The 21,188-nt window shown below is 60.1% G+C and carries 21 protein-coding genes and 1 pseudogene; 8 read left to right on the top strand and 14 right to left on the bottom strand.

Features of this window, described 5'->3' with window-relative positions; all coding sequences use genetic code 11:
• Nucleotides 1-27: 27 nt before the first annotated feature.
• From atpG to FJ248_04025, 5 genes are all read right to left on the bottom strand, one after another.
• Nucleotides 28-900: an ATP synthase F1 subunit gamma gene (atpG, locus tag FJ248_04045; protein ID MBM4120058.1), complete on the bottom strand. Its 873-nt coding sequence runs from the start codon at nucleotides 898-900 to the stop codon at nucleotides 28-30.
• A gap of 85 nt (nucleotides 901-985) precedes the next feature.
• Nucleotides 986-2,506 (bottom strand): F0F1 ATP synthase subunit alpha, encoded by a 1,521-nt coding sequence (locus tag FJ248_04040; protein MBM4120057.1) that lies wholly within the window; start codon nucleotides 2,504-2,506, stop codon nucleotides 986-988.
• A gap of 3 nt (nucleotides 2,507-2,509) precedes the next feature.
• The gene (gene atpH / locus FJ248_04035) at nucleotides 2,510-3,049 is read right to left on the bottom strand and encodes an ATP synthase F1 subunit delta (protein ID MBM4120056.1); all 540 of its coding nucleotides are present in this window, start codon (nucleotides 3,047-3,049) and stop codon (nucleotides 2,510-2,512) included.
• Between the two features lie 129 nt (nucleotides 3,050-3,178).
• Nucleotides 3,179-4,255, bottom strand: coding sequence for a tRNA 2-thiouridine(34) synthase MnmA (gene mnmA, locus FJ248_04030; GenBank protein MBM4120055.1), 1,077 nt, complete (start codon nucleotides 4,253-4,255; stop codon nucleotides 3,179-3,181).
• A 98-nt stretch (nucleotides 4,256-4,353) separates the two neighbouring features.
• Nucleotides 4,354-4,803 carry a polymer-forming cytoskeletal protein gene (locus FJ248_04025; GenBank protein MBM4120054.1) on the bottom strand — a complete coding sequence of 150 codons (450 nt, stop codon included), beginning with the start codon at nucleotides 4,801-4,803 and terminating at the stop codon, nucleotides 4,354-4,356.
• Nucleotides 4,804-4,822: 19 nt separating this feature from the next.
• On the opposite strand from FJ248_04025, the pseudogene FJ248_04020 reads away from it, so the two are divergent.
• A pseudogene (locus FJ248_04020) lies at nucleotides 4,823-4,870 on the top strand (hypothetical protein).
• A 425-nt stretch (nucleotides 4,871-5,295) separates the two neighbouring features.
• Here the strand turns inward: FJ248_04020 and FJ248_04015 are convergent.
• The 9 genes from FJ248_04015 to FJ248_03975 all read right to left on the bottom strand — a co-directional run bounded on the left by FJ248_04015 (nucleotide 5,296) and on the right by FJ248_03975 (nucleotide 13,716).
• Nucleotides 5,296-6,147 carry a ParB/RepB/Spo0J family partition protein gene (locus FJ248_04015; protein ID MBM4120053.1) on the bottom strand — a complete coding sequence of 284 codons (852 nt, stop codon included), beginning with the start codon at nucleotides 6,145-6,147 and terminating at the stop codon, nucleotides 5,296-5,298.
• Nucleotides 6,125-6,898 (bottom strand): ParA family protein, encoded by a 774-nt coding sequence (locus FJ248_04010; protein MBM4120052.1) that lies wholly within the window; start codon nucleotides 6,896-6,898, stop codon nucleotides 6,125-6,127. The genes FJ248_04015 and FJ248_04010 overlap by 23 nt, the downstream gene beginning before the upstream one ends.
• Nucleotides 6,899-6,931: 33 nt before the next feature.
• Nucleotides 6,932-7,588: a 16S rRNA (guanine(527)-N(7))-methyltransferase RsmG gene (gene rsmG, locus FJ248_04005; GenBank protein ID MBM4120051.1), complete on the bottom strand. Its 657-nt coding sequence runs from the start codon at nucleotides 7,586-7,588 to the stop codon at nucleotides 6,932-6,934.
• A gap of 75 nt (nucleotides 7,589-7,663) precedes the next feature.
• Nucleotides 7,664-9,559, bottom strand: a complete 1,896-nt coding sequence (gene mnmG / locus FJ248_04000) for a tRNA uridine-5-carboxymethylaminomethyl(34) synthesis enzyme MnmG (protein ID MBM4120050.1) — start codon at nucleotides 9,557-9,559, stop codon at nucleotides 7,664-7,666.
• 63 nt (nucleotides 9,560-9,622) lie between these two features.
• Nucleotides 9,623-11,029: a tRNA uridine-5-carboxymethylaminomethyl(34) synthesis GTPase MnmE gene (gene mnmE / locus FJ248_03995; protein MBM4120049.1), complete on the bottom strand. Its 1,407-nt coding sequence runs from the start codon at nucleotides 11,027-11,029 to the stop codon at nucleotides 9,623-9,625.
• A 110-nt stretch (nucleotides 11,030-11,139) separates the two neighbouring features.
• Entirely contained in the window at nucleotides 11,140-12,792 is a 1,653-nt protein-coding gene (yidC, locus tag FJ248_03990) for a membrane protein insertase YidC (GenBank protein ID MBM4120048.1), read from the bottom strand.
• 9 nt (nucleotides 12,793-12,801) lie between these two features.
• A complete protein-coding gene (gene yidD / locus FJ248_03985; GenBank protein ID MBM4120047.1) occupies nucleotides 12,802-13,014 on the bottom strand; it encodes a membrane protein insertion efficiency factor YidD in 213 nt (70 codons plus the stop codon).
• Nucleotides 13,011-13,526 (bottom strand): ribonuclease P protein component, encoded by a 516-nt coding sequence (gene rnpA / locus FJ248_03980; GenBank protein MBM4120046.1) that lies wholly within the window; start codon nucleotides 13,524-13,526, stop codon nucleotides 13,011-13,013. Before rnpA ends, yidD begins: the two co-directional genes overlap by 4 nt.
• 52 nt (nucleotides 13,527-13,578) lie before the next feature.
• Nucleotides 13,579-13,716 (bottom strand): 50S ribosomal protein L34, encoded by a 138-nt coding sequence (locus FJ248_03975; GenBank protein ID MBM4120045.1) that lies wholly within the window; start codon nucleotides 13,714-13,716, stop codon nucleotides 13,579-13,581.
• 625 nt (nucleotides 13,717-14,341) lie between these two features.
• Here FJ248_03975 and FJ248_03970 point away from each other — a divergent pair.
• The 7 genes from FJ248_03970 (at nucleotide 14,342) to glk (ending at nucleotide 21,145) form a co-directional block, all read left to right on the top strand.
• On the top strand, nucleotides 14,342-14,977 hold the full coding sequence (locus FJ248_03970; protein MBM4120044.1) for a hypothetical protein: 636 nt from the start codon (nucleotides 14,342-14,344) through the stop codon (nucleotides 14,975-14,977).
• Between the two features lie 5 nt (nucleotides 14,978-14,982).
• A complete protein-coding gene (locus FJ248_03965; protein MBM4120043.1) occupies nucleotides 14,983-16,194 on the top strand; it encodes a murein L,D-transpeptidase in 1,212 nt (403 codons plus the stop codon).
• A 13-nt stretch (nucleotides 16,195-16,207) separates the two neighbouring features.
• On the top strand, nucleotides 16,208-16,840 hold the full coding sequence (locus tag FJ248_03960; protein MBM4120042.1) for a L,D-transpeptidase: 633 nt from the start codon (nucleotides 16,208-16,210) through the stop codon (nucleotides 16,838-16,840).
• 32 nt (nucleotides 16,841-16,872) lie between these two features.
• Nucleotides 16,873-17,502 carry a hypothetical protein gene (locus tag FJ248_03955; protein MBM4120041.1) on the top strand — a complete coding sequence of 210 codons (630 nt, stop codon included), beginning with the start codon at nucleotides 16,873-16,875 and terminating at the stop codon, nucleotides 17,500-17,502.
• Nucleotides 17,503-17,620: 118 nt separating this feature from the next.
• A complete protein-coding gene (locus FJ248_03950; protein MBM4120040.1) occupies nucleotides 17,621-19,333 on the top strand; it encodes a glucose-6-phosphate isomerase in 1,713 nt (570 codons plus the stop codon).
• Nucleotides 19,334-20,107: a 6-phosphogluconolactonase gene (pgl, locus tag FJ248_03945; GenBank protein ID MBM4120039.1), complete on the top strand. Its 774-nt coding sequence runs from the start codon at nucleotides 19,334-19,336 to the stop codon at nucleotides 20,105-20,107.
• On the top strand, nucleotides 20,108-21,145 hold the full coding sequence (gene glk, locus FJ248_03940; protein MBM4120038.1) for a glucokinase: 1,038 nt from the start codon (nucleotides 20,108-20,110) through the stop codon (nucleotides 21,143-21,145).
• Nucleotides 21,146-21,188 lie beyond the last annotated feature (43 nt).

The following is a 21,188-nucleotide window of genomic DNA, read 5'->3' as shown; positions in this document are numbered from 1 at the left end:
GGTACTTTTAAACATGCACCGGGTAATTTATTTGAGCGCCTCAGCGCCGCCCACAATGTCCATGAGTTCCTTCGTAATGGAGGCTTGTCTCGTCTTATTGTAATAAAGTGTGACTTTTTTGATCAGCTCCCCCGCGTTGCGCGTTGCGCCGTCCATGGCGGCCATGCGTGCGCCCTGCTCTGCGGCGGATGATTCCAGTAGAATGCGATAGGTCTGCACCTGAAAATGTTTCGGGAGCAGTGTCTTGAGGAGCGCCTCTTCGTCCGGCTCAAATTCGTAGCTGCCACCCAGCGCGGCCGCCGTCGTCCCGTCTGCTTCGAGCGCCTCGATCGGAAAGAGCCGCTCGACGATGACGCGCTGCTGAATCGCTGACTTGAATTCATTGTAGATCACGTAGAGCTCGTCGAAGGTGCCCTTGACGAAGTTGTCCGTGAGGTCCTGCCCAATGTCCAGCGCATGCTCGAAGCTGAGCTTGTCGAAGAGATCCGTCCACTGCTGGCGAATGGCCCAGTTTCGGCGCTGGAAAAAGTCACGGCTCTTGCGGCCCACGATGCTCACGGCAACCTTGTTCCCGTTGGCCTCGTGCTGCCGGAGCGTTTCGACGGCCTTGCGCAGAATGTTCGCGTTGAAAGCCCCGCAGAGTCCTCGGTCGCTCGTGACAACCAGAACCTCGATCTTGCTACCGCCCCGCTTCTGGAGCAGCGGGTGGGACGCCCGGTTCACGCGGCGGCTCAGGCTGGCTAGCACCTCGCGCATCTTGTGCGCGTAGGGGCGCGAGGCCAGGACGCGATCCTGCGCGCGCTTCAGCTTTGCCGCGGCCACCATCTTCATGGCCTTGGTGATCTTCTGCGTATTTTTGACCGCCCAAATCTTGCGGCGGAGGCTTTGTAAGCTTGGCATCTTAGTCTACAGCGATGAAGGATGAACGCTGAATGAACAGAAGGGTGATTGTTTCTGTTTCTGGTTCATCACTATGCAGTCATCGTTATCCTTTCGCGCCGTATCCCATCTTCTGCTTAAACGTCGTGAGCATCTGCTTGAGCTTCGCACCCACGGCGTCGTCAATCTTGCTGATGCTGGCGATCTCTTTGCGCAGTTCCGGATGATTCTGCGTCACGTAGTGCAGCAGGTCTTCTTCGAACTGCTGGACCTTGTCCACCGCCACGTCGTCTAGATACCCCTGCGTGCCGGCGTAGATCGCAAGGACCTGGTCGGCCACGGGCATCGGTTTGTACTGGCCTTGCTTGAGCAGTTCCACCATGCGGACGCCACGCGCGAGCTGGGCCTGCGTTGCCTTGTCGAGTTCGCTGCCGAACTGCGCGAAGGCGGCCATTTCGCGGTACTGCGCGAGGTCGAGCCGCAACGTGCCGGACACCTGCTTCATTGTCTTAATCTGCGCGGAGCCGCCGACGCGCGAGACGGAGAGGCCGACGTTGATCGCGGGCCGGATGCCCGAATAGAAGAGGTCGCTGCCGAGATATATCTGTCCGTCTGTGATTGAGATGACGTTGGTCGGAATGTAGGCCGACACGTCGCCCGCCTGTGTTTCGATGATGGGGAGCGCCGTGAGGCTGCCGCCACCCAGCTTGTCGTTGAGCTTGGCCGCGCGCTCCAGCAAGCGGGAGTGCAGGTAGAACACATCCCCCGGATAGGCTTCCCGTCCTGGCGGCCGGCGCAGTAGCAGCGAGAGCTGGCGATAGGCCACGGCATGCTTGGAGAGATCGTCGTAGACGATCAGCGCGTGCTTACCGTTGTCGCGGAAGTATTCGCCAATGGCCGCGCCAGCGAAGGGCGCGAGGAACTGCAGGGGCGCTGGATCGCTCGCGGTGGCCGAGACGACCATGCTGTAGTCCATCGCGTGGTTCTCCTCGAGAGTTTTCACCACGCGCGCGACGGTCGAGCGCTTCTGGCCCACGGCGACGTAGATACAGAAGACGCCGAGGCCCTTCTGATTGATGATCGTGTCCACGGCGATGGCGGTCTTGCCCGTCTGCCGGTCGCCAATGATCAGCTCGCGCTGGCCGCGGCCGATTGGAATCATGGCGTCAATGGCTTTGATACCGGTCTGGAGTGGCTCCCGGACGGACTGCCGCGTGACCACGCCCGGCGCGACAACCTCGATGCGCGAGGAGTGTGACGACTTGATGGGGCCCTTGCCGTCGATCGGCTGGCCGATGGCGTTGACCACGCGTCCGACCAACGCCTCGCCCACAGGGATTTCCGCGATGCGCCCCGTGCGCTTGACCGGATCGCCCTCCTTGATGCCGGTGTCGTCGCCCATCAATACGGCGCCGACGTTGTCCTCTTCAAGATTCAGTGCGATGCCAAATAGGTTGCCGGGAAACTCCAGCATCTCGCCGGCCATCGTCCCGTCCAGTCCATAGACCTTGGCGATACCGTCGCCGACCTGTATGACGGAACCCGTCTCACTGACGTCGACGCGCTTGTCGAAGCCCTTGATCTTTTCCTTGATGATCGAACTGATCTCGTCCGCTTTGATCTGCATCAGCTACTCCTTGGTCAAAGTCGTCTGCATGGCGTTCAATCGGCTGCGCACGCTGCTATCGTAGAGCGTGCTCCCGATCCGGATCTGTAAGCCCCCGATCAGCTTTGGCTCAGTCTGGAAGGTGACATCCACGTCGCCCTTAAGCAGGTCACGCAGGCGCGTGCGCACGCGGTCCTGCTCGAGCGCATTGAGCGCGGCGGCCGACGTCACGGACGCCTGCCTGGTGCCCCTGGATTGATCGGCAAGTTCAGCGAAGGCGTCCGCGATGTCCGTGAGAAATTCGAGGCGGTTCTTGTGCACGAGCTGGCCCAGTAAACTGGCGGTGACAGGCGGACAAGGGAGCTTCTGCACCAGCGCGTTCAACACCGCGAGTTTTTCGTCGGCGGTGAAGGCCGGTGACGCCAGAACGTGTCTGAGTTCGGCGGATTGCTCGACGGCCTGTCCGAGAGCGGTCAGCCCAGTGCGCGCCGCTTCAATACTCTTGGTGTCCAGCAGTTCGAAAAAGGCTTTGGCGTACCGGCGCGCGATGGAGGATTTGATCATAGTGGGCTCTTGTTAAAAATCTCGAAACTCCGCGATGAACAAGGAAAAATTCGTGCGGTGGGGCACGAAAAACGGGCCACAGTAGCATTGCGAAAAGGGACCTGTCAAGAAGGGAAACGGGGGGAAATCTTAACGAATAATTCCACCGCCGAGGACGCGATCGCCCTCGTAAAACACGGCGGACTGGCCCGGGCTCAAGGCCCGCTGCGAAACGGAAAATTGCACGGTGAGTGTGCCGTCTGGATTGGGCGTCAGCATAGCCGCTGCCGCGGGCGTGGCATAGCGGACCTTGACCTCGGCCGCGCGTGATTGTTCTAGCAGCGAGCGGTCGAATACATTGAGATCGGCGACGGTGCAGTCGGAACGCAGCAAATCCTCGTCAGCGCCGAGCCTGACGGTGTTGGTGGCCGGTTCCACGCGCTGCACGTAGAGGCGCTGTCCTGCCGATACGCCTAGGCCGCGGCGCTGTCCGGGGGTGTAGAAGGCGATGCCGTCGTGTGCGCCAAGATCTCTGCCGTCCGTGCCGACAAATCGGCCGGGCATCTTTGCCTGCGGGGCCTCCGACTCGATAAACGCGCGGTAGTCGCCCTGCGTCACGAAACAGATTTCCTGGCTTTCCTTGATTTCGTCCGGTGGCAGGTCAAGCGATTCCGAGAGCCGCCACACGTCTGCCTTCTGCAGGCCTCCCACAGGAAACAACAGGCGTGGGAGCCATTCGGGACGAAGGCGATACAGAAAATAACTCTGATCCTTGCGCAGATCGGCTGCGCGCTGCAGGCTCAGTCCGGTGTCGTCTCGTCCTATCTGTACGTAATGGCCGGTGGCGACGAAGTCCGCGCCGCGCTCCTCCGCCAGCGCGATTAGCGAACGCAGCTTCACCCGCTCGTTGCAGCGGACGCAGGGATTGGGCGTGGTGCCAGCAAGGTAGCCGGAGAGAAAATCGTCGATGACGCTGGTGCGGAACGTCTGCCGGGTATCGATGATTTCGTAGGGGATTGCCAGGCGCTTGGCGACATGCTTCGCGATGCCGATCTTGCAGCAACTACGCTCCTGCCAGCGTTTGGAGACGGCGGCAGACTCATCCTCCGGCTCCCAGACCTGGAGCGTGACGCCCTGCACCTGGTAGCCCTGTTGCACAAGGAGCGCGGCGGCAACAGAGCTGTCGACGCCGCCACTCATTCCGACGATGACGCGAGGCCGTGACATGATCCGAATCCTAATCGTTGCGAAGGAATGGTGAGCGATATCAGCGTCCGGATCGTTCCGGACACCCGCGTCATGCTACAGGAAGAGGGTATGTACTGTCACGAGGGCAGATCTTGCAGGCGGACTTTCCCGCGATGGGCCGCGAGGTCGTCGACCTTTTCGAAGTCCTGGCGCTCCTCCGCATCCCAGGCAGCGGGGCCCATGTCACAGAGGCCGTGGAAGTGCGCTCCTTCCTCCATCATGAAGGAGGGGGTGCGAATGTCGCCTATTAAAATGCCGGGTTTGAGCACCTGAATTTTTTCTGAGGCGGTCACAGTGGCCCTGATCTTGCCGTGGCTGATGAGGGTGCCGGTAATGACAACGCCCTTGATGACGGCGTGCTCGCCGACGATGAGCGTGCCCTTGGTATAGATTTCCCCGTCCAGGCGGCCGTCGATGCGCACCGTCCCTTCTAAGTTGACGATGCCCTTGAAGTCTACCCCCCGGCCTAGGAAGGTGAAATTCTCTTCTTCGTCCTTGGGGCGCTTGTTTTTACTTTTTTCCCACATGTGTACCTCTTGAGGCTGTCGCCGGCACGATCAGCGGGTTCATCCACCGCTCCGGCTTAGCCCGTGACGCGCTCGACGTTAGACGTCTGCGGATTTACGGCGCGTATCGCCTCGCGCGCGCTCGCGTACGTCCGCGTGCAGCATCTCGAGGTTGCCGTTAAGCAGCACGCCCTCTTCCATTGCGAGCGTCGGCGCGTTGCCCCAGCCAGTCACGGTTGCCAGGGGGAGCAGCCGGATTATTCCTTAGGCCCGCCTCTTGCGTTGAGCGATTCTCAATGGCTGATAGCGTATGAGGTGGTCGTCAACGGCCTCAATTTGAGGAACCAGGGTTGTCCTGCTCGGCTAGAGCCAGAGAACCGCTTGTTTTTCCTACGCTGAGTAGCTAATGAGGCGAGGCCGCAGTCCCTAATCTCAGGGACCGACGCTTCGGAGGCGAGCTTAGAACGAGGTGGGGCCTAAGGCAAGAAAATTCCTATTTGTGCCGGGAGCAGCCTAAGCTAGCATTGCCTCGACCAGCCGGTTCAGCTCGCTGGGTTGATAGTAATGAATTTCGATGCGCCCGCCCGTGCCTTTTTTGTGAATCAGCACTTTGGTGCCCAGGCGTTTTCTGAGCGCAGCCTCGAGATCAGGAAACGCCGCTGGCTTCCGGGCCGCCACTCTGACTTTTCCTTCGTGCCCTTCCGCGGCAATCAATTGTTCCACTTGGCGCACGGAGAGCTGCTCCGCAACAATGCGCTGGGCCAGCTTGAGTTGCAGATCCAGTTTTGTCAGGCCAAGTAGCACCTTGGCATGGCCCATGGAAAGTTTGAGCGATTCGACCAACTCTTTTATTTCATTAGGTAAACTAATTAATCGCAGCGAGTTGGCAATAGACGAGCGATCTTTACCAAACCGCTGCGCGAGTGCTTCCTGAGTCAGGCCGAATTCGGCCACGAGACGTTGATAGGCTCGCGCTTCCTCCATCGGATTTAGATTTGCACGCTGCAGGTTTTCGATTAGCGCAAACTCCATGGACTGTTCGTCGTTGCTGTTCCGCACAACTGCTGGAATCTGGTTGAGGCCGGCCAGCTTGGCCGCGCGAAAGCGCCGTTCGCCCGCAATCAATTCGAAGAGCCCGTCAGCCATGCGCCGGACCAGCACCGGTTGCAGGACGCCATTGCGTTTCACTGACTCGGCCAGCTGCGCCAGTTCCCCCGGCTCAAAGGTCTGGCGGGGCTGGTAGCGGTTTGGCACGATCCGGTCGACCGAGATCTCCTGCGTTGCCTCCCGCTCGATGGGAAAAATCTTCGGAAGCGTTTCCGGCAGCAGCGCACCCAGTCCCTTACCGAGAGCCTTTTTTTCCATCGAGTATCTCCTTTGTAAGTTGCAGATAGGCCTGCGCGCCGGTCGACGCAACGTTGTAGAGCAATGCCGGCCGTCCGAAGCTGGGTGCTTCGGCGAGTGCGACATTGCGGGGGATCACCGTACGATAGACCTTGTCCTTGAAATGCTTGCGGATTTCATCAGCCACCTGTTTTGAGAGGCTATTGCGCGCATCGAACATTGTCAGCACGATGCCTTCCAATTCTAGCGATGGGTTAAGCGACTGCCGTATACGCTCGACATTGGCCATGAGCCGGCTCAGCCCCTCCATCGCATAGTACTCGCACTGCAAGGGTACAAGGACGGACGAGGCGGCCGTGAACGCGTTGATTGTGATCAGGCCCAACGCCGGCGGACAGTCCAGGATGATGTAGTCGAAGCGATCATGACTGCTCTGGAGTGCCTGCTTGAGCAGCGACTCACGCCCCGGTATGGAGACCAGCTCGACTTCAGCGCCAACAAGATCAGTGGTCGCTGGTGCAACGGACAGGTGCGTGATCGAAGTTGGGACAGAGACATTCTCAATCTTCTCCCCGTGCACGAGGCAGTTATAGACAGTCTTGGAGGCGCTGTTAGTAGCCACGCCCAAGCCGCTTGTGGCATTAGCCTGTGGGTCAAGGTCAACCAGCAGAACAGACTGCTCCGAGACCGCCAAGGATGTAGCAAAGTTAACGGAAGTCGTTGTTTTTCCAACGCCTCCCTTTTGATTCGCTACTGCAATAATACGAGCCATATTAGTGCAATCTCCATTGTTCCACGTGGAACATCAGGCCGTTTTCAGCTGTAGTTTGGTCAGAACGCGGTGACCATAGCCGGAAGGCAGCTCATAGGAAAACTCAGATAATAGAGTCAGCCCATGTTGTTCTGGGCTCATATCGAACGGTTTGGCACGGCATAGGATCACGTGGCCCCTTGACGTCAGTAGTGATACAGCAAGCGGAAGAATCTCCTGCGCTGCCAAAGCGCGCGTGATGAGGGAGGAAAATCCCATCCGCACACTCTCGGGTTTGGCGAATTCTCTCAGCGTCTTAGAAACAACTGAAATGTTTTTTAGGTTTAATGTGCCAATGAGATAGCGCAAGAATGCCGTCTTTTTTTCATTCGGCTCCAGGAGCGTTACCAAGAGATCAGGTCTGAGAATCTTTAAGGGGAGCCCTGGGAATCCTGCTCCACTGCCAATATCGAGCAGAGAGGTTGTCTCTTTTCCAACGGCCTGTATGCAGGCGAATGAATCGACGAAGTGCTTAATGGCAATTTCCTTTCTGTCCTTGATCGACGTCAAACTGACCCGGGCATTCCACCGGATTAGTTCATCGTAGTAAGTTGAGCAGGCGTCAATCTGTTCCTGGCATAACGATATACCAAATGTAGATAAACCTTCAATAAGTTCCACTACAAATTGTGTCTGTTCCACGTGGAACATCTACGCCAAACTGATGGGAGAGGTCAAGCGGAATTAGATAAAAAGGATCTTAGCCTGAAAGAGTAGACAAGGCGGTTAGCTGGCCAGGACAGTCGAGGATGATCCCTGTGAGCGACGGCGATCACGTTCGAGCGCGATGAGGAGTAGTGAGACGGCTGCAGGCGTAACGCCGGAAATCCGGGACGCTTGGCCAACAGAGGCGGGTTTGATTTTCGTGAGTTTTTCAAGGACTTCATGCGAGAGGCCTAATACGCCTGCATAGTTGAACTCGAGGGGAATTTTTCTCCCTTCCAATTTTTCAAATCGAGAAATCTGTTCCAGTTGTCGTCTTACATATCCGTCATATTTTATAGATATTTCAACAGCTTGCGATGATTCTTTGCTAGTAGGTTTCTCTCCAAGGAGATGGAGGAGTGCATCGTAGCTCATGCCGGGACGGCGCAGCACGTGGGCCAGCGTAGCGTCCGGAGCCAGGGGTTCTGGGGAAATGGAAAAGATTCTTTCGCGAAGTCTGTCAAATGCCGAAACCCTCGATCCATTGAAGCGCCGGATCTCCCGCTCAACGAGGATGCGTTTTTCATCGAAACGGGCATACACCGCATCCGGGACGAGCCCGAGTCTGCGACCGATATCCGTCAGACGAAAATCGGCGTTGTCGTGGCGCAGCAGCAGGCGGTACTCAGCGCGCGACGTGAACATGCGGTAGGGCTCGCGCGCGTCCTTCGTGATGAGATCGTCGATCAACACGCCGATGTAGGCTTGCGAGCGGTCCAGGACAAGGAGTGGTTCGTTCTGCACGGCAAGGGTCGCATTGATGCCCGCGATGAGGCCCTGCGCGCCAGCTTCTTCATAGCCAGAGGTGCCATTAATCTGTCCCGCGTGGAAAAGACCGGCCACGAGTTTCGTTTCCAGCGTTGGGTGCAGCTGTCGCGGCGGGAAATAATCGTACTCGATCGCGTAGCCGGGCCGGAGCATCGTGGCCCGCGCGAGCCCCGGGATCGTTTTGAGCACGGCTGCCTGCACGTCCACGGGCAGGCTCGTCGAAATACCGTTCGGATAAAACTCCGGGACGTCCACGCCCTCGGGCTCGACGAAAATCTGGTGCCGGTCCTTGTCAGCGAAACGCACGACCTTGTCTTCGATCGAAGGACAGTAGCGCGGGCCAACTGACTCGATTACACCCGAGTACATCGGCGAGCGGTCGAGGTTTGCGCGGATGATGTCGTGCGTCTCCCGGCTCGTGTAGGTGAGATGACAAGGCAGTTGCGGCGTCGTGATCCGCTCCGTGCGCGAGGAGAAGAACTGTGGAGGGGTATCGCCCGGCTGCAGCACCATCGCGGCGAAATCGATCGTGTCTTTGTGTACGCGCGGCGGCGTGCCGGTCTTGAGGCGACCCGCTTCGAATCCCAGATCCCGCATGCAATCGGAGAGATGTTCCGCCGAAGCCTCCCCGCCGCGCCCAGCCGGAAAATGATTCAGCCCGATGTGGATCAGCCCCTTGAGAAAGGTGCCCGAGGTGAGGATCACAGCCCGCGCGTCGATCCGGATGCCGTTGCCCGTTACGAGGCCCGTCACCCGTCCGCCAGCCGTGAAGAGGCGATCCACGGTGCCCGACGTCACAGTCAATCCGGGCTGCTCGCGCAGGGTCTGCTGCATCGTCTGCCGGTAGAGTTTCTTGTCGCATTGCACGCGCAGCGCTCGCACCGCCGGCCCCTTGCTTGTGTTGAGCATGCGGAATTGGATGCCAGCGCGATCGGTGTTGCGGCCCATCTCTCCACCAAGCGCGTCGATTTCTTTCACAAGGTGACCCTTTGCGATGCCGCCGATGGCGGGATTGCAGGACATCTGCGCAATCTTATCGATCTCCATTGTCAACAGGAGTGTCCGGGCGCCCATACGAGCGGCCGCCAGCGCGGCTTCGCAGCCGGCATGACCGCCCCCGACGACGACGATGTCAAAGTCGCTTGCCATTGCTCACCCACGTCCGGTGTATCTCGTCGCTAGTTGCTTGCGAGATACGCTGCGCGCTGAAAGTTACTTCCCAATACAAAAGTCCTTGAAGATACGGTCCAGAATATCGTCCGTGCTAATGACGCCCGTGATTTCACCCAGCCCATCGATCGCCATACGGAGATCCATCGCGATCAACTCACCAGCTGCCGAGACTGCGACCGAGGCGAGCCCCGCGGTCAGCGCATCCAGCGTCCGCTGTAAGGCTGCCTGATGCCGCAAATGCGTGATGAGCGCGGTTTCCCGCACTTCGAAATCCGGATGAATAAAAAGAGCTCGGATCTGGTCCCGCAGTTCATCGAGCCCCTCGCCGGTTTTGGCGGAGAGGCGTACCACTGCTGAGCGTTCATCCGGAGCGGCGATCGGATCGTCCAGCCGGCAGGGCAGATCCGTCTTGTTCAGAATCACCAGCCGCTTCTTGTCCGTCTTGCCCAGAAATTCGTCGAGCAGGCGACGGTCGTCAGAGCACAAAGGGGCCGACGCATCGACGACGATCAGAAGCAGATCGGCCTGCTCGATCGCCGCCTGACTCCGACGCACGCCCTCTTGCTCCACAGGATCGATGGAGTCCCGCAGGCCAGCGGTGTCCCGCAGCCGGACAGGCACACCGCGGACGTTGAGCACTTCTTCGAGAACGTCACGAGTTGTGCCGGGGATCGGCGTGACAATTGCCCGGTCCATTCGCAGCAACGCATTGAGCAGGCTAGACTTGCCAACGTTCGGTCGTCCGACGATGGCGGCGGTCACGCCTTCGCGCAGGATGCGGCCTTCGCGGCTGTGCGCCAACAAACGCAACACCATATCATGTGCCTGGTGGAGGCCAGCGGCCAGCTCAGTAATCGGAATGAACGAAATATCTTCCTCAACGAAATCAATCCCGGCTTCCACATGAGCGAGCAAGCGGATGAGTGGCTCGCGGACCGATGCGATGTCCTTCGAAAGGGCGCCGCGCAACTGCTCCTGCGCGATGCGAAGACTGCCGGCCGTTTTGGCCCGGATCGTATCAAGGACCGCCTCGGCCTGGGCCAGATCGAGCCGGCCGTTGAGAAAAGCGCGTTTGGTAAATTCACCCGGATCGGCTAGGCGGGCCCCGGCCCGGATGAGTGCCGCACAGACGGTCTGAAGAATCAGCGAACTGCCGTGGCACTGGAGCTCGACGACATCCTCGCCGGTGTAAGATCTCGGGCCGCGCATCACGACGACGAGCGCCTCGTCGACCGGTGTCCGCGACCGCGCATCAGTACGGTCAAAGAGATCAGCCTGGTGGAGCGTATGGCTGGCAGCGGATGCGAGAAAGACTCCGGACTTCAATGCCACAAGGCTGGCGGCAACATCCACGGCCTTCTCGCCACTGATGCGGATGATTCCGACCCCTCCCTCGCCGGGCGGGGTGGCCACTGCACAAATTGTGTCGTTCAACGGGGAGCTCATGCGTCACCGCGGGATTCTATCTGAAATCGAATTACGCAGCGAAGGCCATTTGCACACTGCCAGTCGGATCGGCGAGAGCGCAAAGCGTATCGTTCAGCGGTGAGCCCACGTCAGGACTCCGATTGCGCGGAGGTGGCGAAGGTCGGCTGCTTATAGATGTAGCGGTCCGTGACGACTTGCTGCCCGATAGTCAGCAGATTGTTGGTGAACCAATAGAGCACAAGGCCGGAAGCAAAATTTAAAAATAGTAGGGTCATGAAGGCCGGGAGAATCAGCATCATCTTGGCCTGAGTCGGATCCATCGTCGTTGGCGTGATCTTCTGCTGGATGACCATCGTTACGCCCATGAGAATCGGCAGCACGTAATAGGGATCGGGGGACGAAAGATCGTGAATCCAGAGTCCCAGCGGCGCCTGCCGCAACTCGATTGTCATATAGAGGACGTTGAAGAGCGCGACGAACACCGGCATTTGCAGGAGCATCGGAAGGCAGCCGCCGACCGGATTGACCTTGTGGTCACGGTAGAGCTTGATGAGCTCACGATTGAGCCGGTCCCGGTCGTCCTTGAACTTGGTCTGCAGGCCCAGCACTTTCGGCTGGAGGACCTGCATCTCCTTCATGGACTTGTAGCTCTTGAATTGCAGCGGTGCGAAGAGCAGCTTGATACCAATGGTCAGCAGGACGATCGCCACTCCGTAGTTTTGCGTATACTCGTGCAGAAAGCGCAGCACAACGAAGAGTGGCTTCGCGACCGCCTTGACGATATCCCAGCTGCCGAAGATAAACCAGCCGAAATCGATCGTCTCCTCCAGGCCGGCCCCGAACGATTTGAGCGTCTCGTATTCTTTCGGCCCCGCATAGAGCTTTACGGACAGCGGGTTGCCCGGCGCGGGGAATCGCACCTGGGCCGTGGCCACCCGATCTGCCTCCTTTTTGATCCAGGCGGAGGTGGCGCCGGTCGGGATCATCACGCTCAGGAAGTACTTGTCCTGAAGCGCGACCCATTTAATATCGCCTTTTGAGTCCTGCTCAGCGTCCGGGAGATCCTTCTCGACCTTGTCGGCGATGCGCGTGGCGGGACCGACCAAACCGATCAGCCCCTCAGTCCACTCCACGATGCCGAAATTGGTCCCGAGGGCAAGACCGACCGGAATGGTGACCCCCTCGGCTGCCACTGTCACCTCCACCAGATAACTGTTGTGATGAAAGATCAGTTGTTTCTGCACGCGCACCGGCGAATCCGGCGTCCGGTATGTCAGGGTCACGCGGCCGGTCGGGTGGGCGGCATCCAGCCGATCGAAGTCGCGCGCGATGTCGTAGAACCCGCCATTCATCTGCTTCGCGAGCGCCGCATCCTCCAGGTGCAGCGCCAGCGGCTTGGCGAATTGGCCCTCCTTGTAAATCAATTGCACGGGCGGCGAACTGGCGTCCGGCGCCAGGCGGTACTTCAGCAGTTCCCAGCTTGTGACGACTCCCCCGTGATTGGAAAGTTTCACCCGGTACAAGTCGGACACGATTTCGACCGTTTGCTCGTGTTCCGGCGCTGGCGCCTGCGAGCCGGTCGCCTGTCCCCCCGGGGCTTTCGGCGTATCCTGTGTTGTCTCCGCGACCGGCACCGGGGTGTGCGATTCAGAGGCAGGCTGCGCCCGCTGATCCATCTCCTGGGACGGGTGCGGAGCCAACCCCATCTCCTTCAGGAGATATTCGTACCCGAGCAGAATGCCCAGGGAGAGAATAAGGAAAATGATGACGCGTTTTTCCATGGCGCGCGGCTACCGAACGGGATCGTGTCCGCCTGGATGGAAGGGATGGCATTTCAGCAGTCGCCAGCAAGCTAGCGCGCTTCCTTTGATAAAGCCGTACCTCCGGATCGCATCCGCAGCATACTGCGAGCAGGTGGGATCGAACCGGCAGGCGGGGCCGAGCAGCGGCGAGATCCACCGCTGATAGAACGCAATCACTGCTAGTCCCCCTGTCTGTATCATGGCTTGTCCCCAGTGCGTATGAGTGCCTGTTGGCGCAGTGCCGTCAACCACATGTCACGCAGAACCCGATGCGCTGTTGCCAGGACGCTGTGTTTTGGAAAGACGAGCATATCACGGCCCGGCACCAGCTGGCTGCGCGACTGCCTCGCCAGTTCGCGAAAAATACGTTTTGCCCTATTACGGATGACGGCCCCGCCCAGGCGCTTGCCGACAATGACACCCACTCGAGCATAGGGCTTTTCAGAGCGACAGGAGACCAGATTGAAAAGGGAGGTTTGGAGACGGCAGCCGGCCTTTTTGACGCGCTCGATGTCGCCGCTGTTCTTGAGAAAAAACAAGAGGTCCTTTGACGCACGTGCCACGCTCCGCTCCTCGTCCGCCCTAGTCTTGGCGGTTCGTCGCGAGCCGGGCGCGAGGAGCCGAGAAGATCCGGGGCGGACTTGAAACAGCACGGCCAGGGGCTGAGTGGCCCCCCCGCCCGCCCGCGTGCTCCGCAGCCTGTACACAGGCATTTCGCAGCAGCGACTCCGCGGTTGCAGCAGAAGTGGTCATGAATAAGGCGGACTAGACCGTTAGGCGTTTGCGCCCCTTCTTGCGGCGGCGGGCTAGGACTTTGCGCCCGTCTTTCGTCTTCATCCGTTTCCGGAAACCATGATCGCGTTTCCGTTTCAACTTCGAGGGCTGCTGGTACGTGAATGACATGCGCGTGCTCCTTCTCAAACAGACATAACGGGAGGCGCATTATAAGAAGCGCCTGTTCGGAGTGTCAACGCGAATGGTAACTGACGGCGTGCCCCGCGAAACACTGGGGCGGTTTTGCATGCGATGACGAATCTGCCCCAGGGCTTTTCTGAGGCCAGAGACCAACATATCGACAACCTATTGAAAGAAAAGGGGCTATTTAAGGCCCGCAAGTTCCACGCATGGCACAGAGCTTGCTTAAGTACAAAGACATAACATATTTGCCGGATTTCGGTGAATTGACTATGGAAGGGGGGTGACTCACAATGATGAAGACCATGTTTGCGATGCTGGCGTTGGTCCTTGGACTGACGTTCGGTGCCACAACCTTCGTGCAAGCCGACGACAAGCACGCTCCTGCTGCTGAAAAGAAGGCGGAGACGAAGGCGGAGAAGAAGGCCGACAAGAAGGAGGAGAAGAAGAAGTAAGCTTCTCTTTCGAGTGTCACCGATCCCCCTTTGGGCTCGCAAGGGCCCCGAAGGGGGATCGGCAGTGCGTTTACGGTGATGCTGCGCACGTAGAGCCTATAGCCAAAATAAATGACGGTTGGACCGGGTAAAAATCTTTAAACAGGAGGAATGAGACCATGGCACGTCGTTGGACATTGCTGATGGCGCCGCTGATGCTGCTTGCCGTTGGGTGCAGCCAGGCGCCGACCGACAAGATGAGTGAGGCAGAGAAGATCGTGGCGGACGCCAAGCTCGCCGGTGCCCAAGCCTATGCGCCGGAAGATTTTGCCAAGCTGGAAGGCCTGATCAATAACGCGAAGAAGGAAGTGGACGAGCAGAACGCCAAGTTTGCCCTCTTCCGCAATTACGGCCAGGCGGAGCAGGCACTGGCGTCGGTCAAGGCAGAAACGCCTGCGCTGATCGAGACGACAGCCAAAAAGAAAGCCGAAGCCAAGGAAGCGGCCATCATGGTCTTCAATGCGGCTAAGGACGCGGTCAAAGAAACGCAGGGGCTCGTGGCCAAGGCGCCGGTCGGCAAGGACCGGGTAGCCGTGGAAGCGATCAAGAGCGACGCTAAGGCGCTCACAGGATCGCTCAGCGACGTGCAGGCAGCCTTGGACGCAGAGGATTATCTCACAGCGCAAGCCAAGGCCAAGGCAGTGCTGGACAAAAGCAACTCGCTCTCGACCGAGGTCAAGAGCGCACTGGCAAAGATCGGCCGCGCCACGGCGCCTGCCGCGACCAAATCAGTAAAAGCGACAAAGAAAAAGTAACGTTTGTGGCGATCAACAGGGGGATCATGCGGGCAGCCACCATATTCATCGGGGGTCTTACGATGATGCTTGGTGCTGCCTGCCTGCAGCAGGCGCCGCCGGACCTCGTTCAGTTGGTGGAGGACGTAGACCGGCAGCTGATCGCCGCCCGTAGCGCGGAATACGCGCCGGAGGAATACACGCGGTTCGTGCGGCAGTGGGTGGCACTGCGCGAGCGCCTGCGCGCCGATGACGATGTGGTCGGCTGGCCCTGGGAGGACAATCCCTTCCAGACAGACTTGCAGGCCTTGCACGAAGAAGGGATGCGTGTGCTGGCCCTGGCGACCAAGCGGCAGGATGACACGCGTCGGGATGCGACGACCCGGATCGCACGGTTGGAGCGGAAGCTGCACCGGTTTACCAACCGCGTAGACGAGCTCAGCAGCCGCCTCACGCTCGGCGAGCGGAGCGTCGAAACGGACCTGTTGCTTAAGCAGGCCCGGTCCTTTCTGGACCAGGGACATGTCGCGCAGGCTGTGCGGACCTCGCAACAGGCCGACGAGCGGATGACCAGCCAGATGGCGAAGCTCAACGTCGAACTGAGCCGCTATGCGGATGCACAGCAAGTATCGCGCTGGCGCACCCAGGTGCAGCGGACAGTGGAGTGGTCAAAACAGCATCGCGCGGCGGCCATCGCGGTGGTAAAGGCGGACCGCCAGCTGATCCTCTATAAAAATGGCCGGGCGGCCGCCTCCTACCCGGTCCGGCTGGGCTACAACGGCATGCAGGAAAAGCGCTATCAGGACGACGGCGCCACGCCGGAAGGCGTCTACGTCGTCACGCGGAAGCGGGACCGCGGGCAAACGGATTTTTACCGGGCCTTCCTGCTCGACTATCCGAACGCCGAGGATCAGCGCCGGTTTCACCAGGCGCGCCGTGCAGGTGCCATTCCGGCCAAGGCACGGATCGGTGGGAACATCGAAATCCACGGCGAGGCCACCCGCCGTCTGCAAGAGACGCTCGGCTGCGTCATGCTCGGCAACCGCGACATGGATGCGCTGTTCCGCGATGTCGAGGCCGGCACGCCGGTCACGATTGTGGGGGCTGTAGATTTGCGCAACGCCGTTGCCGTAGTATTAGCCCAGTTAGACAAGGCCGACGACGATGCAGAGGACGAAGCCCGCAATCTCGACGAGACCCAGGCTGTGGCGGACAATGAGATGGCCAAGCAGAGCTGAGCCGCGCATGAGGATGCTACGCTGGAGCCTCGTATGCGGAAGCCTCGTCGTGCTGGTGGCGGGTACGCTCTCCTGCCAGTTCAGCGAAACCCGTACGGCGCAGAGTCCGGTTGCGCCATCCGACTCACGCGAAGTGCCCAGCCTTGCCCGCCTGCGTGCCCAGCATACGGCGCTCAAGCGGCAACTAGCTGAGTACGCCCCCGCCCGTCCCTACATCGTCGTGGACACAGCCCGCAACCGGCTCTTCATCAAGCGCCGGGACACGGTGCTGCTCGATGCCGTCGCCTCGACCGGCAGCGGGACGATGCTGGATGACCCAGGGCAACGCGACCGCCGCTGGGTGTTCGAGACACCGCGCGGCGCGTTTGCCGTGCAATCGAAGATCGACAATCCCGTGTGGGTGAAGCCAGACTGGGCGTTTCTTGAAGAAGGTACCGCTATTCCGGCGACGGCCGCGGAGCGGGCAGAGTCCGGCATCCTCGGCGAGCACGCGCTCGGATTCGGCAACGGCTACTTCATCCACGGCACGCTCTACACGCGTCTGCTGGGCAAAAACGTGACGCATGGCTGCATCCGTCTCAACGACGAGGACCTGCGCACAGTGAACCAGCTCGCCGACATCGGCACGCCACTTCTCATCTTCTAAGCCCTGTCCTAATGGAGTGCGCCGGACGACCGATGCCATCCGGATGCCTCTCCGCACTGCTCGTCATGTTTTCCTTCGTGGTCGGCTATCCGGCCGACGGAGGGGCGCAGTCCCCCGATCCAACCGTCGAGCGACAGGTCCTGCAGGACGTCAACCGGACGCTGCAGGAGGAAATCAAACTTGCCGCCAAACCACAGATCTACCTTCTCATTGATGTTGCGCAGGGCATGACCGTATTGAAGGCGCGCGGCGTCGAAGTGCACCGGCTGACGATTCTGTCGTGGCAAGCCTCCGATGATCGACCACTCGTCGGCCTCTTCAAGCTCACGGCTCGTCCGCCGGTGGACCGTCCCAAAACAAAACCCGGCGAAGATGCCACCGAACATCCCATTGAATTAAGCGACATGCCGGCAGAGTACGCCTTGTCTCTGACACCGGCTGCAACCCTCTTTGTCGCGCCTCCGATTCAAGAACATCCGTGGCTTCGCGTGCGGAGTTTGTTGCGGGAGTGGTGGGTCCGCGTGACCGGATCCACCGGGGTTGAATCTAAATCGTCGCCTCGCTGGCTCCGGCTGTCGCTGTCGGTCGACCAAGCCCGGTCCCTGGCCTGGTCCGTGACCGATAACATGACAATTCTCATCGGCCAGAGTACCCCTCCCTAGGTGGAATCACCCGGGGTTTTCCCTCCGGACCTCGTTTGCCTTTTGCCTCCTGCCAGCCTAAGATACGCCCCGCATTCGCGCCGCACATCGGCGGAGACCGACGATGTCCAGGGAACCGATGACACGCATGCAGGTCCATCTGGGAGCGCTGCACGGCACCGTGGAGGCGGCGCTGCACGAAATGGCGCTGACGCGGATCGTCGCCCGTCTCTGGGCCAAAGACCACACGCTCTGGAAGCAGGATCCGACTGAGATCGCCAACCGACTAGGCTGGTTGACCGTGGCTGAGCAGCTGCGCGAGAAGGTCGGCCCACTGCAGTCCTTCGCGCAGGGCATCCGCGCCGCCGGTTTCCGTGACGTCGTCCTGATCGGTATGGGCGGCAGCAGCCTCGGACCGGAAGTATTCCGCCGTACATTTGGTTCCGCGCGCGGGTTTCCGCGCCTATGGGTGCTGGATTCGACCATGCCCGGCTTCGTCCGCCAGGTGACAAAAGCCATTAATCCCGCGAAGACCCTCTTTATCCTGGCCAGTAAATCCGGTGGCACGATCGAGGTCATGTCCCTCTACGCGCATTTCGCCGGCCTTGTCGCCAAGGCGAAAAAAAGCACGGGCGGTGCGCCTGCGGCAACGCCTGGCGGGGCGCAGTTCATCGCGATTACCGATCCGGGTACTGGCTTGGGCGCGCTGGCGCACGACAAGGGTTTTCGCACCACATTCACGAATCCGCCCGACATCGGGGGACGCTATTCGGTGCTGTCCTACTTTGGCCTCGTGCCGGCGGCACTCATGGGAATCAATGTGCAGACGCTGGTAGATCGCGGCATCGAAATGGCCCAGGCCTGCCGGCCCGGCATCCCCCCCGACCAGAACCCCGGCGCCTACCTCGGGACAGTGATGGGCCTGCTCGGCCGGTCGGGCCGCGACAAGGTCACGCTCATTGCCTCGCCCAAAACCAGTTCGTTCGGCCTGTGGGCTGAGCAGTTGCTAGCGGAGAGCACGGGCAAGGAAGGCAAGGGACTGATTCCCGTCGTGCAAGAGCCGGTGGCTTCGCCGGAGGCCTACGGCAACGACCGGGTGTTTGTCTATCTGCGACTTGAAGGCGATGCAAACGCCGCCACCGATACGCACGTGAAGGCACTGGAGGCGGCGGGCCAGCCAGTGATCCGTCGTACGCTGCGGGATGCCTACGATCTGGCGGGGGAGTTTTTCTGCTGGGAATTCGCCACGGCGATCGCAGGCCATTATCTGAACATTCATCCTTTCGACCAGCCAAACGTGCAGGAGAGTAAGGAAAATACGCGCCGCGTGTTGGAGTATGTGAAAACGACCGGACAGCTACCGGCCCAAACGCTGGCTGACAGCGTCAGCACACTGCTGGCCCAGGCGGGGCCCGGGCGCTATCTGGCGATCCTCGCTTATGTCACGCCGTCGACACAGGTCGATGCGACGATCAAGACGCTTCGGAAAGCCCTGCTCGTGAAATACCATCTGGCGACGACGGCCGGTTACGGACCGCGCTATCTGCACTCGACCGGCCAGTTACACAAGGGCGGGCCGAACTCCGGTCTGTTCCTGCAATTGATCGAAGACATGAAGCCGGACGTGCCGATCCCGGGACAGCCCTATACGCTCGGCACGCTCGCGCAGGCACAGGCGGTGGGCGATTATCAGTCGCTGCAGGCCCGACACCGGGTCGTGGCCCGCGTGAAGTTGGGTCGTCGGGTCACGCAGTCTATTAAGGGGGTGCTGACACTCTCCCGTACGCGGATGGCATCGGCTTCGCGCCAGGCGAAGAGGCACGGTGGCAAGAAGGGCAAGAAACGGCGGTAGATGGCGGCAGCGGAACTCCGCATTTTGGAGCATGGCGAGGAACTGGCGCGCGAGGCGGCGGAGTTCGTCGCGTGGATCGGCGAACAGGCGATCACAAGTCGCGGCGCATTCAGGATTGCGCTGTCCGGCGGATCCACGCCTAAGGCACTGCATGCGCAACTGGCCGCGAACCATGCAACGCGGCTGGATTGGTCGCAGGTATGCTTCTTCTTTAGCGACGAGCGGTGCGTGGCACCGGATCATACCGACAGCAATTTTCGCATGGCCAACGAAACACTCCTCGTACCGTTGAAGATCGCCACATCGAAGATCTTCCGCCTGCACGGCGAAGAGGATCCGGCCCAGGCCGCCCGCCAGTACGAAGAGACAATCAGAGCGGAATTCGCAACCGCCGCACCGGCATGGCCACGGTTTGATCTGATACTCCTGGGCCTTGGCGACGATGGCCACACGGCATCCTTGTTTGCCGGCACGCCGGCGTTGCATCAACAGCAGCGTCTCGTAGTTCCCACCCAGGCACCACAGGGGCCGAAGCAGCGGCTCACGTTCACGGCGCCGTTGATCAACCAGGCACACACGGTTGCGTTTCTGGTCAGCGGGGCAGATAAGGCGTCGGCGGTCCGAACCGTGCTGGAAGATCGCGCTGCCAACCCGAAAACAATTCCCGCGAAACTGATCACGCCGGCTTCGGGCCGGCTAGTCTGGTTCATGGACCGGGCGGCGGCGGCGGGACTAACGATGGAACAACAGCGGGTCGTCTCAAATGAGGAATAAATGATTCTGGCCGGCGACATTGGAGGGACGAAAACCACTCTTGCGCTCTATGATTGGCTGACGGAGCGGGTGGAGCCAACACGCGAACAGACCTTCGTCAGCGCTGACTACAAGTCGCTGGACGAGATTGTTGAGGAGTTTCTGGCGCCACCGCCCCCACCAAAACACGAGGCTGGAGAAAAAGCGCCCGAGCCGGAGAGGCCACCGAAAATTGAGGCCGCCTGCTTCGGCGTGGCTGGGCCGGTCATCGAGAACCGCTCCAGGTTGACGAATCTGCCCTGGGTAGTGGATGGTCCCGGCTTGGGCGAAAAGTTTTCGATTTCGCGCGTCCGTCTTTTGAACGATCTCGAAGCGACGGCCTATGGGATGCTTGTGCTCCGGTCAGACGAAACCGAATCGCTCAACGCCGGCACCCCACCGAAAACCAAAGGCGCACTGGCCCTGATCGCCGCCGGCACCGGGCTCGGCGAGGCGATTCTGTTTTGGGATGACACAACCTACAAGCCCATGCCCTCAGAAGGCGGCCATTGCAGCTTCGCGCCTACCAGCAGCGAGGAGATGGAGTTGCTACGCTATCTGCGCGCGCAGTACATGCATGTGAGCTACCAGCACGTCCTCTCTGGCAGGGGGCTGCACGCCATCTACGAATTTCTGCGCGACACGAAGCGAAACGAGCCAACCTGGCTGGCGGAAAAAATCAACGTCGGCGATCCGCCGGCGATTATCGCGGAGGCGGGACTCAAGAAACAGGCTGAAATTGCCGTGCAGGCGCTCGACCTGTTTACGACAATCTACGGCGCGGAAGCTGGTAATCTGGCGCTTAAGGTGCTGGCGCTGGATGGCCTCTATATCGGTGGCGGGATTGCTCCAAAAATTCTGGCAAAATTAAAAGAGGGCGTGTTCATGAAGGCCTTCGCGGACAAGGGACCGTTCAAAAAACTCCTGGGCGCAATTCCCGTGCGCGTGATCCTGAACCCGAAGGCGGCGCTGCTGGGCGCGGCGTCGGTGGCGGCGCAGTTGCAGAGGGAGGGCGCGTGAGCGGGACCAAGCTCGACGAGCTCAAGCGGCAGGCGGCCATCAA

The sequence above is a fragment of the Nitrospira sp. genome (assembly GCA_016873435.1).
Classification (GTDB): domain Bacteria; phylum Nitrospirota; class Nitrospiria; order Nitrospirales; family Nitrospiraceae; genus VGXF01.
The sequence above is the reverse complement of the archived record's forward strand: the minus strand, read 5'-3'. Positions and strand labels throughout refer to the sequence as shown.

What these genes read in the sequence shown, in the direction of transcription:
- rsmG (MBM4120051.1), bottom strand. Translation starts at nt 7,588, where the DNA reads ATGTTCCACGTGGAACAGACACAATTTGTAGTGGAACTTATTGAAGGT.
- FJ248_04025 (MBM4120054.1), bottom strand. Translation starts at nt 4,803, where the DNA reads ATGTGGGAAAAAAGTAAAAACAAGCGCCCCAAGGACGAAGAAGAGAAT.
- rnpA (MBM4120046.1), bottom strand. Translation starts at nt 13,526, where the DNA reads ATGCCTGTGTACAGGCTGCGGAGCACGCGGGCGGGCGGGGGGGCCACT.
- FJ248_03970 (MBM4120044.1), top strand. Translation starts at nt 14,342, where the DNA reads ATGGCACGTCGTTGGACATTGCTGATGGCGCCGCTGATGCTGCTTGCC.
- FJ248_04015 (MBM4120053.1), bottom strand. Translation starts at nt 6,147, where the DNA reads ATGGAAAAAAAGGCTCTCGGTAAGGGACTGGGTGCGCTGCTGCCGGAA.
- FJ248_03950 (MBM4120040.1), top strand. Translation starts at nt 17,621, where the DNA reads ATGACACGCATGCAGGTCCATCTGGGAGCGCTGCACGGCACCGTGGAG.
- FJ248_04010 (MBM4120052.1), bottom strand. Translation starts at nt 6,898, where the DNA reads ATGGCTCGTATTATTGCAGTAGCGAATCAAAAGGGAGGCGTTGGAAAA.
- pgl (MBM4120039.1), top strand. Translation starts at nt 19,334, where the DNA reads ATGGCGGCAGCGGAACTCCGCATTTTGGAGCATGGCGAGGAACTGGCG.
- atpH (MBM4120056.1), bottom strand. Translation starts at nt 3,049, where the DNA reads ATGATCAAATCCTCCATCGCGCGCCGGTACGCCAAAGCCTTTTTCGAA.
- yidC (MBM4120048.1), bottom strand. Translation starts at nt 12,792, where the DNA reads ATGGAAAAACGCGTCATCATTTTCCTTATTCTCTCCCTGGGCATTCTG.
- yidD (MBM4120047.1), bottom strand. Translation starts at nt 13,014, where the DNA reads ATGATACAGACAGGGGGACTAGCAGTGATTGCGTTCTATCAGCGGTGG.
- atpG (MBM4120058.1), bottom strand. Translation starts at nt 900, where the DNA reads ATGCCAAGCTTACAAAGCCTCCGCCGCAAGATTTGGGCGGTCAAAAAT.
- FJ248_03975 (MBM4120045.1), bottom strand. Translation starts at nt 13,716, where the DNA reads ATGTCATTCACGTACCAGCAGCCCTCGAAGTTGAAACGGAAACGCGAT.
- mnmE (MBM4120049.1), bottom strand. Translation starts at nt 11,029, where the DNA reads ATGAGCTCCCCGTTGAACGACACAATTTGTGCAGTGGCCACCCCGCCC.
- FJ248_03955 (MBM4120041.1), top strand. Translation starts at nt 16,873, where the DNA reads ATGCCATCCGGATGCCTCTCCGCACTGCTCGTCATGTTTTCCTTCGTG.
- mnmA (MBM4120055.1), bottom strand. Translation starts at nt 4,255, where the DNA reads ATGTCACGGCCTCGCGTCATCGTCGGAATGAGTGGCGGCGTCGACAGC.
- glk (MBM4120038.1), top strand. Translation starts at nt 20,108, where the DNA reads ATGATTCTGGCCGGCGACATTGGAGGGACGAAAACCACTCTTGCGCTC.
- FJ248_04040 (MBM4120057.1), bottom strand. Translation starts at nt 2,506, where the DNA reads ATGCAGATCAAAGCGGACGAGATCAGTTCGATCATCAAGGAAAAGATC.
- FJ248_03960 (MBM4120042.1), top strand. Translation starts at nt 16,208, where the DNA reads ATGCTACGCTGGAGCCTCGTATGCGGAAGCCTCGTCGTGCTGGTGGCG.
- mnmG (MBM4120050.1), bottom strand. Translation starts at nt 9,559, where the DNA reads ATGGCAAGCGACTTTGACATCGTCGTCGTCGGGGGCGGTCATGCCGGC.